This is a genomic window from Photobacterium japonica, from assembly GCF_050337005.1.
GTDB lineage: Bacteria > Pseudomonadota > Gammaproteobacteria > Enterobacterales > Vibrionaceae > Photobacterium > Photobacterium japonica.
Genome location: NZ_JAKJSN010000055.1, coordinates 1 through 17,382, shown reverse-complemented (window position 1 = coordinate 17,382; position 17,382 = coordinate 1). Strand labels below are relative to the sequence as shown.

Below are 17,382 nucleotides of genomic sequence, written 5' to 3'. Positions count from 1 at the left end.
TGCCGTGCGGGCGGCGATCCAACGTCGCCCCGCCACGGCAAAAGATGAGCAGGACTGGCAGGACGAGCTGGCCAGTTGGGGGATTGAATCCGATACATTCGCCAAGGTCGGGGCCGAGGCAGAGCCAGAGGTGATCACCGTCTGGGATGAACACCAGAGCGTGCTGGAATGGTGGTTGGATATCCCTGCTTTTCTGCGATGGAATGGCCCGGTGTGCCTTGGCATGGATACCTGCCAGGTGAAAGCCGATGCCGACCTGTCTGGCCGCTCTATCAACCCCGACGATTACCACAAGCTAAAACTGATCGCCCACACCCTAACCGAGGAACTGAATTGCCGTGAGTAATAATCTGAAGTTTACGCTCAAATTTGATGCCGAGACCCGGCAGTTTGTGGGTGAGGTGAGGGGCGCTCGTCAGGCGGTAGACGCTTTGGGCGACCAGTCAGAAACTACCCGCCGTCAGATGAGAAACATGGCGAGTCAATCGGATGCGATGCAAGGTCAGTTGATGGGGTTGAAAAGTATGCTGTTGGGTGTGGCTGCAGGGTTTTCTGCTGTTGCAGCGGCACAGAAGGCCACCGAACGGCTAGGAGCCTATCAGGATATCCGTAATCAAATTACCTCTCTGGTTGGTGGTCAGCAAGAGTGGTTGAAAACCGAGCAGTACCTGATTGAAATCAGTAAAGAACACAACAAGGCGTTGCTTGGAATGGCAGGCAGCTATGCTCGGGTTGCCTCGATTGAGGATGCGGGCATGATCACCCGCCAGCAGACCATCGCCATCTTTGAAGGGATGAGCGATGCAGCCGCAAGTTTCGGTGCAACCAATGACCAACTGGGCCAGTCGATGTTTGGTTTGCAGCAAGCTATGTCGAGTCAAATTGTGCGCGCCGAAGAGTTGAACCAGACGATGGAACCCTTGCCCGGTCTGCTGACTCGGATGGACAGGGCTGCAAGCCTCCCTGCTGGTGGATTCCGCCAGATGGTGAATGCAGGAAAGGTGACTTCGGCGTTTTTTGCCGAAACATTAGTGAAAGCGTTGGCGACTTATGAGGGGGCAGCAGCCAGCACTGCCGGTAATATTAATGCTATGTATGGTGACTTATCGACTGCTTATACGCAGGCGGTAGTGGCGTTTGAACAGCCTATTTCTGATGCGTTTTCGCCGTTGGTGCTGTCATTGACCGAGAGCCTGAATGTATTGGCTGATAATGCTGCACTGGTTTCGACCGCTGTTGGGGTGACACTGGCCTTGGCGCTCGGGCGCGGTACTGCTGTCATTGTGAATATGACGGCGGCGAAGATTGCGGATTCTGCCGCGACTATCCGTTCAGCACAATCAAACGTGTCGCTGGCTAATGCGGAGGTGGCGTTGCTTACGATTCAGAAACAGGCGCTAACCACGACGATTGCTCGCATTAAATCAGAGCAAATTAGAGATACGGTTAGAAAGCGTTTGACCGTGACAACCAATACGTTAATCGCGGCTGAGGGGCGATTAGCCACTGCCACCATAGCGTTATCCCACGCACAGTCTATTGCCCGTCGGACAGGTGCCGCACTCAATGCCACGATGGGATTTTTAGGCGGGCCTGCGGGCATTGCGATGATGGCCGTGTCTGCGTTGGGGTATTTTGCGTTATCGAACCAAACGGCCGCAGCTGAAACGGATAACTTGTCAGATCGTATTGATCATTTACTGGGGCGTATGGATGTTTTGCAAATCAAGCAAGTTGAAAATGCGCTAGCGGATTTGAAGGCTCAGCAAGGTGTAATCACGGCTCAGATGAAGTCACTGAGTGCCCATAAAGGCACACATGATATCGAAGAACGTTTAGCTAAATTGGATGCGCTACGAGTTAAAGAAAAGGCGTATTTAGATGATCAATATGCCCTCGAAGATAAACTCCATGAGCTGAAAAATAAACAGGATAAGCAGAACGAGAAGATTACACCGAAACCGCTCACTGATGACAAAGTGAAAAATCAGGCAGAGCAGCAACTGGCGATGATGCAGCGACAGGTGGCCTTGTTCGGTGAAACGTCTGAAGCAGCAAAACTACGGTACGACATTGAGCACGGTGCTTTAAAAGGCATTAATGAGGAGTTAGCCAAAAAACTGCTGCTGGAAGCCAAGAAACTGGACTCGCTGCAGGGCAAAGCCGCTTCGCCTATAGATAGTTCGGCCATTGATGCTTTCTATCTGGAATCTGACGAACTGAATACCGCCTGGTTGATGCGATTGGCCATGCAGGCTGAGATGGAAAATCAAGCGCAGATCCAAGAACAGTATGCCTATAACGAGCGGCTGCAACAGCTGTCGGCGTCGTTTCAGGCTGCGTATGCCCAAGCCCAAGATAACAACCAACTGCAGGATGAACTGGAACGGGAATACTTTGCCAATCGGGAAATACTGCGGGCTGACCATGAAGCTAATCTGACGGATATTGAACGCAAGGCGGGGGATGAGCGTCAGGCATACCAAAATCAGGTAGCACAATCGACCCTCAACTTTACTCAGCAGCAGCTCAGTCTCACGACCAATTTTTTGAAACAGGCAGGGGAAGAGCAGGGCGGTTTGTACCGGGTACTGTTTGCGGCGCAGAAGCTGGCAGCGATCCCGTCGATGGTCGTCGCCACTGAGGAAGCCGCGACCAAGGCATTAAGTTTTGGCCCGCCGCCCGTTGGGATGGCCTTATCTGCTGCTGTGCGCACCATGGGCTATGCCTCGGTTGGGATCGTTGCTGGACAAGCGCTGGCGGGCCAGGCCCATGACGGCATTGACCGTGTACCGGCTCAGAACGAAGGCACTTGGATGCTGCGTAAAGATGAAATGGTGCTTAACCCCAAGCAGGCCGACAACTTCCGCTGGATGGTTTCGATGATGCAGCAGATGAAGGCGATGCAAAGCCAGCAACACCTGCAGATGCAGCAACAGAGCATGGGTGTGGGCGGCAATCCGAATATTAACGTCGCCGCCCCGGCAGTGCATGTCGCGTTCCTCGATAACCAGGAGCAGCTGAAAGCCTATCTGCGCAGCGATGCCGGCGAACAAGCCGTGGTGAAAATCGTCCAGCGTAACCGAGCAAACTTGAATTAAGGTCTGAAAAGGAATTGAGATGGCATGGGAAAAGGGCACCGCAAGCGGTTATCGCGATCTGCTGGAAAAATTAAAAATCTTCGCCTCGGCCAATGGCTGGATGGTGGAGCGTTGGGTGAAAGATGCGGTTGATCCGACGCAACCTGCATATGGGGTTGATGAACTTATTATGAGCTCTACAGGGGAAAGTGGATTAGAAAAAATATACGTCGGATTTAAAACGCAATTTAATGCATCGACGGATATATATAATCTTGTTATGTATGCCAGCCCGTTATTTTCCGTAGGCTCGCCGTTAGAAGAGCAACCCTCAAAATCACCGACTCATGTGATGTATTTATGGCAGAACAATATTGAATATGTGTTTTGCTTGGATAATGACCACATCAAAATTGCTGCTCAAGTTTCTACCACCACCCGTGCTGCGTATTTAGGAAAATTACGCGCTTATTGTTCATTGGGGCACTGGTCTCGGCAAGTTGTTTGTTTTGGTGAAGGGGACTCACTTACTGGCCGTTGGTCTTCTCAAGGTGACAGCTATGGCTTGTTTCAACGATTTCTAAAAAATCCTGGAGCGGTGTTGTTGCCCAATGGCCAGTGGCTGACGTCGGGTTTTAAAACTTACCCCAGTCAATTTAATGGTCAGCTTTTTACTCATGGCGCTAATTATGCGTCCGGTGACCGCTGGTTGCTCCCTCTGAGTTTATCCAGCGTGTCTTCGGGGATGCTAGGGGACTTTATTGGCTGTCATTATATCTGCGGTGACAGGACTGCCACATGGCAGCAGATTGCAAATGCTGACGCAACGCGGGAGTGGATGATCATCCAGAATATATTCCGCAATGGATTTAATGACTTTATGGCGTGGGAATTGCTCTGATGGCGTATATCACAGGAACGGCAAATTCGGCAGAGAGTATGCAGCAGGCTTTTGACGCCTTATTTTCACTGCCCGTCCAGCATTGGGATCTTATGCGGTGTGATCCTCTTGATGGTGTGGGGCGCGTGACAGTTAAACATAAGCATCGAGACTGGGCACTCGCGTTTGAGTTTCCGTTTGTTAATTACAGCGGTGGTTCTGATACCGTAAAAGTTGCATATGGTACTGATTATTCAGGGCAGTGGCCTGGTCTGGTTAATCCACTTCGATCCAATACGCATGCGCAGGCAGGATCAGGTGATAGCGCGCAAGTGATGACTTGGCCTCTAAGTTATGCCCTAGTGTGCTCCGACTCTTATTTTTTTGTGTTTTTATGGAGTATGGCCAATGGGCGCATTCGCTCTGGTGGCTGCTGCCTGTTGGATGGTGTCAGTGAATATCATAATGATGATGCTATCTATCTCACGCAGATGGGGGGATTGGCGCACTTAGGGCATCCAAATTGGTCAAGCGGTTATAGCTATGGCGATAGGGATTCATTGGAATGGATTGGAAGCCTTATTCATTTCAGAAATACCTGGAGTTCATTGCTAGCAAACCCGAGAAGTAGAAATCCATTCCCAAATACTCATAAATTCACGTGTCCTTATAAGGGGCAATATGATGCTAATTGGTATATACAGCCAGATGAAATGGCTCAGCTGTATTTTGAGCCATCCGCAACAACCCCTTTTTTCCCCTTGCTGTTTGCACATTGTCGAGATGATGGATTATCGACGGGTTATGAAATCTCACATGAAGCGCCACAGATCCGCCTGTGTTCAATGAAGTATTTTGGTAATGGCGACACCGTGATATACCAGGGACGAAAGTGGGCCATGTTCAATGTTCTGCAATCTGGTCAATGTGGTGTGGCTTTACAGTTGGATGAGGGCGATTAATGCCCTTAAATGACAGAACGATTGGCTTTGCTGTTGGTGGTAGCTTCTGGGTACAACAATTTTCAGAACCACCGATCCCCATTCTCACCCCCATTGCATTCTATGAGGGGGCAGTTTATGCCAATCAACGTGCGATAGAGCCTGTCGTCGGTGGGTATAGCGAAAAAGTCATCGGGTATGCATCGGTATGGTTTTGGTCGACATTTAAAAACTCCCTTTTCATTCAACCCCTACAAATCGATCTGGGTTTTGTTGTTAATGCTTCGCGGGTGCCCGTCGAAATCTGGAGTTCCTACACCACACCGCTCTCCTTGACCGAAATTGTCAGCATAAATGATAAAGGCATGGTGTTGCTCGGGGCAGAACCCGGCGATGTTCTGGCTCCTTATGGCGGCCATTGGAACTATGAGCTGGCGGTGTCACTCGATGTTGAGATGAATATCGAGGCGCACTTTGAATGGTCGTTTAATGGCGGTGTGGTTACTACCGAATTGAATGTGGTCGGGACGCGGGTCGCACTGTGGCCATACCCGCCGATTTACCCCATCACCGAAGAGTGGCAATGGTTCACGGCGGTGATTGAAACCCATTCCAGTGAGCAGCGACTGAGCAATGCCAATCAGCCTATCCAGCATCTTGATTATCGCTATACCTTGCCCGTCAGTGTCGGGGCAGAACAAACTGCTCGTTATGCCGCGCAGGGCAAAAATCCGCACGTTGTCCCTGTCTGGGGTGATGCAACCCCTCCGGTCACAGTGCTATCTGGCGCAACTGAAATACAGGTCGAGGCTACGGGCCGTGATTTTAATAACGACGGCATGGTGGTGCTATATAAGGACGCCGAGCATTACGAGGTAGCTTTTATTGATCGAGTGACAGTTACAGGTTTGATATTGCAGCAGCCGCTGCTGTTTGATCACTTCAATGTTGTGGTCATGCCTGCGATCACCGCCATTGCCCCAGACGGACTGAAATCAGTCCGCCGTGGCGCGCGCATTGAACAGCAAATCAGTTGGGTGAACAGTCAGCCACTCATGATCCCAGAAGCAACCCAATGGCCCGTTGAGTTTGTACAGGAATACCTTGGCAGACCGGTGGTGATCAAGCGCGGCAAGTCCGGTGGGGTACGCGATGACATGGCCTTTACCTGGAAGGATAAGACAACCGCCAGTGGCCAGCAGATGTTAATGACAGGGCGGGACTATGGCCAGCATGCCACCACCATTGAATGGGTGGCGAGCGGGCGTGAATCCTGCTGGCAGCTGAGGCAGTTTCTGTATCAGTTTAAAGGGCGTTTAAACACCTGTTGGTGGCTCACGTTTCACCATGAAATTCGCCTGGCCGGGAGTGGTAGCCGAAAAAAGATTGTGGCTAAGCCTTCGGGTTTTAATCAGTTCGGTGGTTGCCATGTTTACCTGCAATGGCAGGACGGGGTGCAGATGACTTATGCCCGTCCCGATGGCGTGGATGCCGACGGCAATGTCATCCTTGATATCGGAGGGGATCCTTTGATAGCCGTCAATATGGGGGATCTAGTCTGCGGCCATGTAATGCGATTGATGAGGCCGGATGATGATCTGGTCAAAATCAGTTATCTGCCACGACACCGAATGCAGGTAATGATGGCGATGGTCGAGGTGTCTGAATCCGAACTTACCAAACTGGAGTCATGAGATGGCGGTGATAGAACTGTATAAAATAGAGACCCACCATGAGGTGTGGTATTTCACCTCCCATCAGCATGATGTGATGGTCAATGGTATCCACTGGCGCGCCCATGTGATTGAGCGCGATGCAGCTATTGAACAATCCGATGATCCGCTGCGGGCTGATACCTCTTTTGAGGTTTCTGCCGGAAGTGAACTGGCCGATTTGGCGCTTAATCCTCCCCTTAATATCGCCCCGAGAGTGGCCATTCTCCGCTCGGAAGATGGCAGCTCGTTCTACACAGTATTTGCGGGTCGTCTGATGGCCGGGGTATGGAATGAGGGTTTTGTGACGGTCGAACTGGAAGCGGTGCATACCGAACTGCAAGTGACTGGCCTGAATGAAACTATTACGCCGTTGTGTCGTTATGCGTTGGGCTGCCGAAAATGTGGTGTTACTGAATCCCCGCGAGCCATCACCATCAAGTCAGCTTCGGGGACACGTCTTACCCTGACGGAACCTGTCGCGCTGGAATATGGCTTTGGCTATCTCAAGCAAGGCGGTAATACCCATTTTATTGATAGCCAGCCTGATGGCGTGACGCTGAAATTGCTCCATTCAGCCCACTTTAATCCGGGAGATAAGGCAGTCATTGTTCGAGGCTGTGATCGCTCGCTGGCAACTTGTCATCGCCGATTTAATAACGCGATTAACTTTGGCGGTGCGGCTAACCTGCCCACCAAGAATCCTTATGTTGGCGATCCAATAGATCGTTAATGTCATCCTATTTACAAGGAGAGTTGTATGGTTTGGTTAGCCATTATCATGGCGGTAGTCTCGGTGGCCATCAGCTACCGTGCCATGAATCAGGGGCATGATGCGCCTGATATGCAAGAGCCCAAAGCGCCAGTGATTGAAAAGGGAAAACCGTTGGGCGTGGTCTTTGGCAAGATCAAAATCACCAGCGGCACGGTCTATTGGTGGGGGGATGTGTCGTACAGTGAAATCCGCAAATAATCGTGTTAAGCCTTGTAACCATAACCGTATCTATCCCCGTGACTTGGCACCGCTTGGCTTTTGCTGCTCAGGTGCGCGAGGGGTCTTTGAGGCGCACGGTTTGAGTTGGGCTGCCTTTGTTAAAGAGGGCGCTGATTGCGATCAGCTGTTGGCATTGGGTGATCCGCTGGTAACAAGGGTCGTAAACACATTTAAGCAGGGTAGGGATGTGCCATGGGCAGTAAGAAAAAGCAAACCGTAGGTTACCGCTGGTTTTGGGGGCAACACCTAGTGCTGTGTCATGGCCCCGTCGATTTTATCCAGCGAATTTGGTTTGGTGAAAAGGTGGGCAGTAATGCCAAAATCAAGAGTACCCAGCGGTTGACCATTAACCAGCCTACCTTGTTTGGTGATCGTGACCAGTACGGCGGGGTGATTGGCGATATTGATGTCTGCCTTGGCCGTGCCAATCAGGGCGTGAATGATTATCTCGCCCACCACTGCGGTCAGATTGTGGATGGGAAGAGGGTGGTGAGTGCGTTTCGCCACTTGACAGCCTTGGTGTTTCGTAAACCTGAAATGGGCAATTCCAGCTATCCACCACCAGTTGCGGTGGAAGTGGCACGGCTGCATACAGGTTGGGATGGCAAGGCGATGTGGAATCAGAACAAAGCGGCCATTGGGAATGTGTTGACGCAGGGCGAAGGTGGCCTGAATGCGGCGCATATTATTCATGAACTGATTGAGTGCCCGGAGTGGGGAACCGGCAATAAGAACATTGATGATATAGCGTTTACCCACTGTGCGGATGCGCTGTATCGTGAGGGATTTGGCCTCAATGCCCATTGGGTCAAGCAGCAACCGGTGGAGCAGTTCATTAAAGATATCTGCCGTTATATTAACGGTTATGTTTTTACTGATGAGGGCACGGGGAAAGTCACTATGCGTATTGCCAGGGATGACTACAACAGCGACGACCTCCCTGTGCTGACGGGACAGCAGATCACCTCGGCTCGCAATATCCGCCGCCGTAGTCAGGCTGATTTAATCAATACCCTGACGGTGACCTATACCGATTGGGAGACCCACGAGAAAGCCGCCGTGACCGTGATGAATTCAGCTTTGTTACATGCCACGGGGCGTACCATAGGGGAAACGGTGAACTTCCCAATGATCCACGATGCCAAGCTGGCCTATAAGGTAGCTATGCGTGAGTTGCGAATGTTGTCAGCGAGACTGATGACCTGCGAATTGTATTGCGATACTTCGGCGGCCAACTATCAGCCTGGCGATGTGGTGCGGGTGGTGTATCCGCCTGCAGGGCTCGATCATATTATGCGGGTACAGAAAAAACGCCGGGGTAGCCTCGCCAGTCCAGAAGTGAAGCTGGACTTAATGGAAGATATTTTCTCAGCGGCTACGGGGGACTATAGCCCGCCACCGCCGAGCAACTGGAAAGACCCGATTAACGAACCGCTGCCAATTACTAATCAGGTAGCGGTAGAGCTGCCTTACTGGCTGCTGGCCAATACGCTCAACCCGTCTGAACTGGCAGCCATGAACGAATACACCTGCATTGTCGGTTGGCTGGCCGAGAAACCAACTAGTGATACCCTCGGGGCTGACCTCTATTACAGCCACTTTGGCCGCTGGATTTACAGCCATCGGGCAAGCTTTGCGCCATGCTCACTTTTGCTTACCCCCGCCAGCCGCACCGATACCCAGTTTAATCTGGCTGGGCGCGATTTTTCAGGGCAAGAACTGCCGATGATCTGTATGGTGGGTGACGAACTGGTTGTGATCATGAGCCTGGATGGTGACACTGCTGAGGTGAAACGCGGGGTGCTGGACACGATGCCACAAGTCCATAACGCCATGACCTTAGTGACCAGCCTTGATGGTGATGCATTGGCGGCAGAATTTACCTCCGGTGAGCAGGTCAGCTTGCGAGGACTGACGGTAACCGCGAAAGGGACATTGAATGAAGCCGCCGCCACGGTTGCAGAGATTGAGATGGTAGGCCGAGCAATAAAACCATTATGTGTCGTGAACGTGCAGCTAAATGGCGAGTATTGGCCTGAATATGTCACGCTGCCATTACATGTGACATTGTCACATCGTAGTCGTATCAGTGAAGTGGCCGAACCCCAGCATTTATCCGATTGGTTCAGCAACAACCTGCCCGAAGCGGGCACAGAGACCAAGGTCACCCTGACTGATGCTGATACGGGTATCGTGCTACATGAAGAGGTTACAGCAGAGATTGCGCTAATCTTTGACAGCGTGATGATTCCAGAAGCCATCAGCAACCTTCAGATTGAACTCTCCGCTATACGACATGGCTATGAAGCGATGCAAAGTTATACACAGCTGATTGCGGTTCAACGCCCATCCCAAACTGTTTAAACCGTGTTTATGGCTGTTTGAATTCAGGCATTTTTAAACACTGCGTATCTTTACTGTCCTAGAAACCGGCTGAAATGACAAAATTCCCATGCGTCATCTCTAGTCGGTAATCGCCTACGTTTATAGCACCCACCTAAAATGACAAATACGCTGCTGGATTGGTATTTAGTCATAATGGAAAGAGCCGTCTATTTCCTGTTCATTTACAGCTTTATATACAGAGCCCGCCAGAAATGACAAAAATGGATTTGTCATTTCTGGCGGTTTCATTTGTCAAACCTCGCGGGCGGCTACATCTAAGCAGATACCGCCCCAAATACGCACATTTAATGCGTGAAATCAGCCGTAGAGCAAACAGTTTAAAAATCTCACATCAAAATCTTGATTTTGCTAACATGCTGTATTTTATGAATTAAACGGATTTATCCACAAAAACGGTGGGTAACTTTATGGTAAATCTCCCAACGTGTTGATCAGAAAGGCAGCAAACGGTGCGGGCGTGTTGCCGCGCACCGGAAAGTGGCTAAACAGGGTTGGCAAAGGGGAATGGGTGTTGGCTTTTGGCGGTGGGTTATTGATTCTGCACGCCGTGCTGGTGGCGAGCAGCCCACCAGGTATCCGCAAGAGCCAAGGCGGATGCTTGATCCGGTGCGCGCCCCATCATCTTCAGGACTATCGCTAACGTTGAGACGACGGCGTGATGGCCGTATTCGTTGTCTTCTTCACCCAGCCAGATGCGTTGTAGGTAGTCACCGCTGATCTCGCCGTGTTTGCCGGACGCGCCTTCAAGGAACGTTGGCCACTCTTCATCAAAATACGCCCCGTCATGAACACCGGCAATCAAGCAGCTGGTGCGTGGGCTGCGTTCACTTTCACCGCCTTCGCCTTTAAATGCCACCATGTTGCGATCCCCCACGAGTTGCGCGGCTTCGGCATGTAATTTTTCATAGCCCTGATGGAAGATGCCATGAATCGCAAACGGCGCGCCGGTGGGGTTCAGGGCGCGGGCAACGGTATTGAGGGGGGTACGTAGCCCCACTAATTTGCGGATCGCGAGCAGATCAATCAGTGGCTCACAATAGGCTGACAGTGGGATGTAGCAGATGTTCTCGGCGGCTAAGATCGCACGGGCTTGCTCGGGAGTATGGGCTTGTTGAATGTGCAGTGCCGGACAGGCCGTTTCAATTTGGTATTTCACTGCATCGACCGCGGCATGACCGCTAAGCATCACCTTCACGCCGTTTTGTGCCAGCAGTTTGGCCGCTAACAGCAACCACGGTGGCTGACGACGCTTGCCCGCAAAACACGGCCAATCGACCTCGACATCCAGTTGTTGCCATGCAGGTGCAATGCGATCCCGCAATGCTTGAATGTAGCCCGCCGCTTCTTCTGCCGTTTCACAGCGTACCCGTTGCAACATCAGCAAGGTCGCCAGCTGTAACAACTCAGCATCGCCATCAAGGTATTGGGTGAGCGCTTGACGGGCTTCGTCTTGGGTTAATGGGCGGCGGCCTTTTTCGCCACGGCCGACGTGTTTAATAAATTCAGAAAAATCAGGCATGTCACCATCCTTGTTGACGAAAATTGTGCTTAACACTGTGGCGACCATCATAGCATTTCGAGGCGGTTTTACCCGTACCAAATAAAAGCAGCGGATACTGCGGACGTGAAGAGTGGCTAAACACATTGGGTGATGAATCGCCATAGGGAATAAGGTGAAAGTGTCGTATAGCTCGCAATATGTTGTGTGTGAAAATGTGATCTTAAGGCAAGGATAAAAACAAAAATAAAAAACTCTCTGATTTTTAACGTATTAATTAGCCAGCGATGCATTTTTTTACTGTTATGCATTCGCGAATGCAGTGACCGCTTGCCGCGAGCGTGTCAGTTTCCCTTTGGGCTAGGAAAATAGGTAGAGAGAATAACGATGAGAAAATCCCTATTAGCAACGGCGATTAGCGTATTGCTGATCAGTCCGGCGGCGATGGCCGCTCCCACACCGGTAGTGACCAATACCGCGACGTCTGATGTACAGACGTTGATGCAGGCTATGACGCAAAAGGTACAAGCGCGCATTCATGAAGTGGTGACGTTAGCGAGTGACCCAAAAAACTGGGAAGAGCGTAATGGCCGTCGTTTCTTCCGTTATAACGATTACCTTTACCCGATGTCGCCGGATAACCTCCCTCTTTTTATGCCTTTTGTATTGGGCGCATCGTATGACGAGAATGTGGCTTATGCGGATCGCTCCGCGGAAGCGATGTTTGATTTTGTCAAAGCACCGTGGCGTTTGGTCAATGAACAAGACGGCGTGTTCATTTTTCACGATCAGTTCGGCTTTAACTATTTAGATGACGCCAAAAAGTGCCACGTCCGTTATTTAACCCGTGGCGTGACACAGGAAACCCAAGATTGTTTGCCGCTGGATCAAAAAGCGGTCGATGCACTGGGCTTCATTGATGAACTCCCTGTGGAAAATCACTTAGTGGGCAGTTTTGCCGCCCAAGTGCGTTTTGTGCAGAACCAAACCGCAGATGCTATCGGCAATGCCGATAAATCCCAGCAGAAACTGGTCACGCACCGTGAAGCGTTACTGGTACTGACGCCGGAAAAAGACAATCAAGACGCTAAAGCCATTGAAATGCGCGTGTACAAGCACGGCGAGTTGATGGAAAAACGCATTTTGAACAACCCGACGCAAATCATGAAGACGGATCGCGTGGGCCAGGATGATCGTCAGGATATTCTGTTCTCTAAGCGCTCTTACACCACCGTGCTGCCGTGGAACTGGGTTGAGCAGGGCTTGAGCGTTACCTTCATGACCTATGACGGCCGTGAAGGGGAATTGTCTGCCGATGCCATTGAGTTTGGTGCGCCTATCCATGTTGATATGCCGATGATCCGTATCGGTATGCTGACGGCGCCCCCTGCGGTGAAGCCGTTGGAAGAAAAAATGGGTAACTATGGGGCAGAGTTGTTCCAGCGTTTCCCGTTCTCTACCATGACGCTGAGCCCGTATTTGCCGGTACAACTGGACAAAGTGGTGACCGCATACGGTGAAGTGGAAGAAGACTACAGCTACTATGAAAAACCGGATGTGTACTCGGGTGATTTGCGTGAAAACATCACCAAGTCTCTGATCCAGACCGGTATCAATAACGCCAACTTTGGTGTGACCAGCACGGCGGGTACCCAGCAGTGGCAGCCAGCCAATTACCCGACCGTGGTGATTGGTCATTCCATTGGTCGTTATAAGAAAAAAGACGGCAGCCTTGAAAACGTGACCCACGGTTTGTCGGGCGGTAACGGCATGGCCCTGTTGGTCGATTCAACGGCGAACGAAGTGACCCACGAAATTGGCCACGCGTTCAGTTTGTGGCATTGGCCGGGTGGCCCGGATACGTATTACCACAGCACCAAGAGTGGCTGGGGTTACGATGCCTACCGTGGCCGCATGGCGGATAACGTGGTGTGGTATGAAAACGGGTCAGGCGATCGCAACTTTGCCGGTATTGTCGGCTTTGGTAAAGATCCGATGGCGGGCGGTAACTTTGATTCACGTGTGAACAGCTATCCGCTATTTACCGGTTACACCTCCAAGGTGATGCAAGATTACCTGACCGGTTATGACTTCCTCGACATGGACAGCCCAAGTGGTTATACCCATTGGGATGCCGAGCAGCAGCAAATGGTACCTGTCACGGACACCACCAAGCTCAAGCCGGTACAGCGTGGTGTGGATGTGATGACCATGGTGGGGTATTACGATCCGCAAAACACCAACATGAGTTATATCTACCCGCCAATGTACGGCAGTGCGGGTCAGGTCTTTGAGTTACCTGCGCCAACGGTGGGTCAGTGTTGGGCGACCGTAACGTATGCGGACGGGCATGAAGACCGTATTGGGCTGGAAGGCATGCGTCTTGATGGCAGCATGAGTAACAAGTTCCATGTGAACTTGGCGCGTGATGCACAGCCAGAAAGCATGGCGATCAGCTGTCCGCAGCGCAGTTTGCTGACTATAGTGACGGAGCACATTCTGGCTGACGTGGCGCAGGAACGCTTCTTTGAGTGGGGTGAAAATAACCGTCAAGGCACACCGGGTGATGTCTTTAGCTATCACCGCAATGGCCGTGTTGAACTGTTCCGTTTGAATACGCACTCTTACTGGTATTTCCCGGAGTCGGGCAATTCAAACCACCAATGGACCTTCATTGGTTACATGGATGCATTGATTGAACAGTATGTGGTCGAAGAGAATCCAACCGCTGACAGCTTGGGCGAAGTGGCACTGACGTATCGTACGTTTACGGCCAACAGTGTGTACCCACCACGTGCCATCACTTTTGGTCAGGGGCAGGGTTACGATCAAGGGGTTGAGCATTCACCGACGTTTGCGCAGATCACTGAACTGACTAACCGTGACTTTGTCTCGATTGCCGAGTTTGAGCGTGAACTGCTCGCCTTGGAAGCCTACCAGTTGTTTGCTGGTAACTACCGCATCAACGATGGGCATAAAGCTAACGCTCGCTTTATCGGTGCGCTATACGCACAGTGGAACGAAGACACCGGTACCCGTGATTACTTCCTGATGAAGCAGGCGAATGCCGGTGCGATGCCGTTGGATCAGCAAAGCAATGAAGGCTGGAAGTTCCTCGGGAGTGCACAAACCTATGTGAACATGGATCTGAATCCGATCCTGTTGAGCCGTGAGGGGGATGATCATGCCACGCGCATGCAGCAGTACTTCGGTGTGGACGCCTTGCTAACGTGGGATCAACGCGTGACAACGACTCAGCCGTTCGCCATTTTTGTGCAGACGCTAGACGATGGCAGCCGTGCGTACTTCATGCAGAAAGTCGCGGGTAAAGGCGATGCTTTCCCGAGCGGTGAATTCTCCAATGCCGATTGGTTGTTTATCGCCAATGATCGTCTGCTGACTGAGCAATTGGTGACGTGGCAAGATCAGGGCGTGTTCGAGCAAGATTTGCTGGATTGGTACCGTCAGGATCGCTTGCGTGAATGGGGTGATGAGGGTCAGTGGGGCACGGTGGGTGATGTGTATGTGTACGACTACCATGGTGGTCGTCACTACTACCGCCTGAAAACCGGTTGGTACAGCTACTTCCCATGGCCGGATTCATCGGCAGATCCATCAGATAAACACTGGCAGTACTTGGGCCAGTTCTAAACCCAATTCTGAGCATCTGCATGAGCACTGTTTACATGGTTATGGTGTAAATGCATCAAGCCCAGCCAACGCGCTGGGCTTTTTTATGCCTGCGATTTGATGTCGGGATTGAGTGCCGAAAATGGCGAGTGTTCATGATAATAAGGCCGTACACTGAATGCTAAGAAACACAGGAAAACGATAAGGACGGCAGAATGTTGATGATGAGTGCCCAAGCGTGCCAGCGAGCGCGATTAGCCCGTGATGCTCGCTATGACGGTCATTTTTTCACGGCTGTGAAAACCACCGGGATCTATTGCCGTTCGATTTGTCCTGCGCCACCGCCGTTGGAGAAGAACGTGGAATACTTTGCAACGGCGTATGCGGCAGCCCAAGCGGGATATCGCCCTTGTTTGCGTTGTCGTCCTGACAGTGCGCCACAGTCACCGGCTTGGCAGGGGGTACAAACCACCTTTCACCGCGCATTACGCTTGATTGATGAAAACGGCCTGCCTCGTGGGGGATTACCGGCGTTGGCGGCGCGATTGGGGATCAGCGAGCGCTACCTGCGCCAATTATTTCAGGAGTCTCTGGGGTTATCACCCAAGGCCTATAGCCTCTATAAGCAATGTTTGCTGGCCAAAAAGTTGTTGCATGAAACGGCGTTGCCAATCACCGATATAGCCTTAGCGAGCGGGTTTGCCAGTGTGCGACGTTTCAACGATGCCTTTAAACAACAATTTGGGTTATCGCCCCGTGCGATCCGCCGCCAAACCGCCGCTGCGATGTCAGGCAGTGGTACGCCTATTACACTGAATCTCGCTTACCGTCCGCCATATGACTGGCCTGCCTTACGTGATTTCTATGCCGCGCGGCATATCCCCGGACTGGAATGGGTGGGGGAGGACTATTATGGCCGGACTTTCCAAGGAAAGAGCGGGGGCAATGGCTGCAACATGGGCGACGTAAAAGGGCACTTTACGGCGCGCTATACCGATCGGCATTTTGCCGTGACGATTTCACTCTCTGATCTGACGTACTTGCCGTCAGTGATCAGTCATATTCGGCGTTGTTTGGATGTGGATGCGGATCCGGCACAAATTGATGTTGCGTTACAACAGGCGTTGGGGGCAACAACGCTTCACCATGAAGGTGGTCGCTTACCGGGTATTTGGTGTGCGTACGAAGCCGGTATACGGGCGATTTTAGGGCAACAAGTGTCAGTGGTGGCGGCCAAGCGTTTGGTGGCACAGATGGTGGCGATGAACCCGGATAATGAGGATCGGGACAATGGCGACCAACGGTGCTATTTCCCCACGCCTGAGCGCCTGTTAACCTATGATTTGAACCGGTTGGGTATGCCCGAACGACGCCGAGAAACGCTGCGCCTGTTTGCGACCTATGCCTGTGGCGGGGATCTCAGTGATACCGAGGCATTGCTCGCGATCCCCGGTATTGGCCCGTGGACGGTGAACTATCTGCGGATGCGGGGTTTGAGTGATCCGGATGTATTGCTCGTGAGCGATCTCGGTGTGAAAAAAGCCATGGCACAGTGTGACTGTGATCCGGCCTTGGCCGCACCCTGGCGCAGTTACCTAACGTTGTATTTATGGAAGATCGTGTCATGAATAATCAATTGATAGCGACCCCAATCGGGTGGCTGAATGTCTATGCGGATCATCACGCGGTGTGTGTGATCACTTTTGATGCGGATCCTGATGCGCCGCAAACCCCGAATGCCATCACAGCGCAATGCTGTCAGCAACTGGCGGAGTATTTTGCGGGTGAACGAACGGCGTTTAATGTGCCGTTGTCTGCCCAAGGCACCGCTTTTCAGCATGCCGTGTGGCAGGCTTTACAGGCGCTCGACTATGGCGTGACGTGCTCTTACGCGGATATCGCCAATGCGATTGAGAACCCGAAAGCGGTGCGCGCGGTAGGGGCGGCCAATGGGAAAAATCCCATCCCGATCATTGTGCCGTGTCACCGTGTGATCGGCAGTTCAGGCAAACTCACCGGTTATGCGGGTGGACTCGATAAAAAAGTGTGGTTACTCGACCATGAAAAACGAAGTGCCCAAGACGGAGGTGGATGATGCCCTTACCCGTCTCGCGGTGCGTTTGAATGGCCATAGAAAAGAGAAGATGACCTGCTTTGCGGGTGTCATTTAATTGACGCATTAGGTGGTGGGTTATATTTCATTTTGTCAATTACGCGTTATTTTATTCTGAATAATTAAAG

Annotated in this window: 12 protein-coding genes; 11 read left to right on the top strand and 1 reads right to left on the bottom strand. The window is 51.6% G+C overall.

Features of this window, described 5'->3' with window-relative positions:
- The first annotated feature begins 4 nt into the window (after positions 1-4).
- From L4C36_RS18800 to L4C36_RS18765, 8 genes are all read left to right on the top strand, one after another.
- Complete coding sequence (locus L4C36_RS18800; protein WP_428479340.1) at positions 5-346, top strand: hypothetical protein; 342 nt, start codon at positions 5-7, stop codon at positions 344-346.
- Positions 339-3,101 (top strand): tape measure protein, encoded by a 2,763-nt coding sequence (locus tag L4C36_RS18795; RefSeq protein WP_428479339.1) that lies wholly within the window; start codon positions 339-341, stop codon positions 3,099-3,101. Before L4C36_RS18800 ends, L4C36_RS18795 begins: the two co-directional genes overlap by 8 nt.
- 19 nt (positions 3,102-3,120) lie before the next feature.
- A complete protein-coding gene (locus tag L4C36_RS18790) occupies positions 3,121-3,981 on the top strand; it encodes a hypothetical protein (protein WP_428479338.1) in 861 nt (286 codons plus the stop codon).
- Entirely contained in the window at positions 3,981-4,922 is a 942-nt protein-coding gene (locus L4C36_RS18785; protein ID WP_428479337.1) for a hypothetical protein, read from the top strand. The genes L4C36_RS18790 and L4C36_RS18785 overlap by 1 nt, the downstream gene beginning before the upstream one ends.
- Entirely contained in the window at positions 4,922-6,595 is a 1,674-nt protein-coding gene (locus L4C36_RS18780; protein ID WP_428479336.1) for a hypothetical protein, read from the top strand. Before L4C36_RS18785 ends, L4C36_RS18780 begins: the two co-directional genes overlap by 1 nt.
- Position 6,596: 1 nt before the next feature.
- Positions 6,597-7,346, top strand: a complete 750-nt coding sequence (locus L4C36_RS18775) for a phage BR0599 family protein (protein WP_428479335.1) — start codon at positions 6,597-6,599, stop codon at positions 7,344-7,346.
- Positions 7,347-7,373: 27 nt separating this feature from the next.
- Entirely contained in the window at positions 7,374-7,586 is a 213-nt protein-coding gene (locus tag L4C36_RS18770; RefSeq protein ID WP_428479334.1) for a hypothetical protein, read from the top strand.
- 213 nt (positions 7,587-7,799) lie between these two features.
- The gene (locus L4C36_RS18765; protein WP_428479333.1) at positions 7,800-9,971 is read left to right on the top strand and encodes a phage tail protein; all 2,172 of its coding nucleotides are present in this window, start codon (positions 7,800-7,802) and stop codon (positions 9,969-9,971) included.
- Positions 9,972-10,542: 571 nt separating this feature from the next.
- Here L4C36_RS18765 and L4C36_RS18760 read toward each other — a convergent pair.
- On the bottom strand, positions 10,543-11,532 hold the full coding sequence (locus L4C36_RS18760) for a glycosyl transferase family protein (RefSeq protein WP_428479332.1): 990 nt from the start codon (positions 11,530-11,532) through the stop codon (positions 10,543-10,545).
- Between the two features lie 366 nt (positions 11,533-11,898).
- Here L4C36_RS18760 and L4C36_RS18755 point away from each other — a divergent pair, with 366 nt between their 5' ends.
- From L4C36_RS18755 to L4C36_RS18745, 3 genes are all read left to right on the top strand, one after another.
- Positions 11,899-15,162 (top strand): M66 family metalloprotease, encoded by a 3,264-nt coding sequence (locus tag L4C36_RS18755; protein WP_428479331.1) that lies wholly within the window; start codon positions 11,899-11,901, stop codon positions 15,160-15,162.
- A gap of 194 nt (positions 15,163-15,356) precedes the next feature.
- Positions 15,357-16,769 (top strand): DNA-3-methyladenine glycosylase 2 family protein, encoded by a 1,413-nt coding sequence (locus L4C36_RS18750; RefSeq protein WP_428479330.1) that lies wholly within the window; start codon positions 15,357-15,359, stop codon positions 16,767-16,769.
- Entirely contained in the window at positions 16,766-17,236 is a 471-nt protein-coding gene (locus L4C36_RS18745) for a methylated-DNA--[protein]-cysteine S-methyltransferase (protein WP_428479329.1), read from the top strand. Before L4C36_RS18750 ends, L4C36_RS18745 begins: the two co-directional genes overlap by 4 nt.
- The last annotated feature ends 146 nt before the right edge of the window (positions 17,237-17,382 follow it).